This window comes from Proteus sp. fly-1067 (assembly GCF_040139345.1).
Lineage (GTDB): Bacteria > Pseudomonadota > Gammaproteobacteria > Enterobacterales > Enterobacteriaceae > Proteus > Proteus vulgaris_B.
Genome location: NZ_JBEEUL010000135.1, coordinates 1 through 640, shown reverse-complemented (window position 1 = coordinate 640; position 640 = coordinate 1). Strand labels below are relative to the sequence as shown.

Annotated in this window: 1 protein-coding gene; it reads right to left on the bottom strand. The window is 34.8% G+C overall.

Annotated features, from left to right (window positions below; translation table 11 throughout):
• Window positions 1-516 (bottom strand): anaerobic C4-dicarboxylate transporter family protein (locus ABN217_RS19595; RefSeq protein WP_349459903.1); only part of this gene is annotated, 516 nt, incomplete at its 3' end.
• Window positions 517-640 lie beyond the last annotated feature (124 nt).

The following is a 640-nucleotide window of genomic DNA, read 5'->3' as shown; positions in this document are numbered from 1 at the left end:
TAAAAACTCAAGATGTTTACCATTAAAAGTGACGTCACCTAGCATTGCCACTAAGGTTACAACCGCAACAGACACGGGGCTTGCAATAATTCCCATTTGTGAACCAATAGTACTTGCAGCCATTGGCCTTTCTGGTCGAATATTATTTTTAATCGATACATCATAGATAATAGGTAAGATGGTATAAACAACATGCCCTGTGCCACATAATATTGTCAATGTACAAGTAACGAGTGGGGCAACGATAGAAATGTATTTCGGATTTTTACGTAATAGTTTTTCTGCTATTTGTAGCATAACATCCAATCCACCAGATGCTTGTAATGTTGCTGACGCAGAAACAACTGCAATAATAACGAGCATTACATCAACAGGTGGCTTTCCCGGAGGAAGATTAAAAATAAAAACTAAAATAACAAGACCTACACCACCTAATAGACCTAATGCAATTCCCCCTTTCCTAGCTCCATAGAATAGACACACTAATATAATGGCGAGTTGTATTAAAAAATCCATAAGTTACCCCTTGGAAAATACATCGGAATATAAAAATAATACAATTGGTTTTTTAGCATTTCTTTCAAGAAAAACAGCTTATGAAATATAATCTACGATAACTGTTATATCTATTTTTTTGATC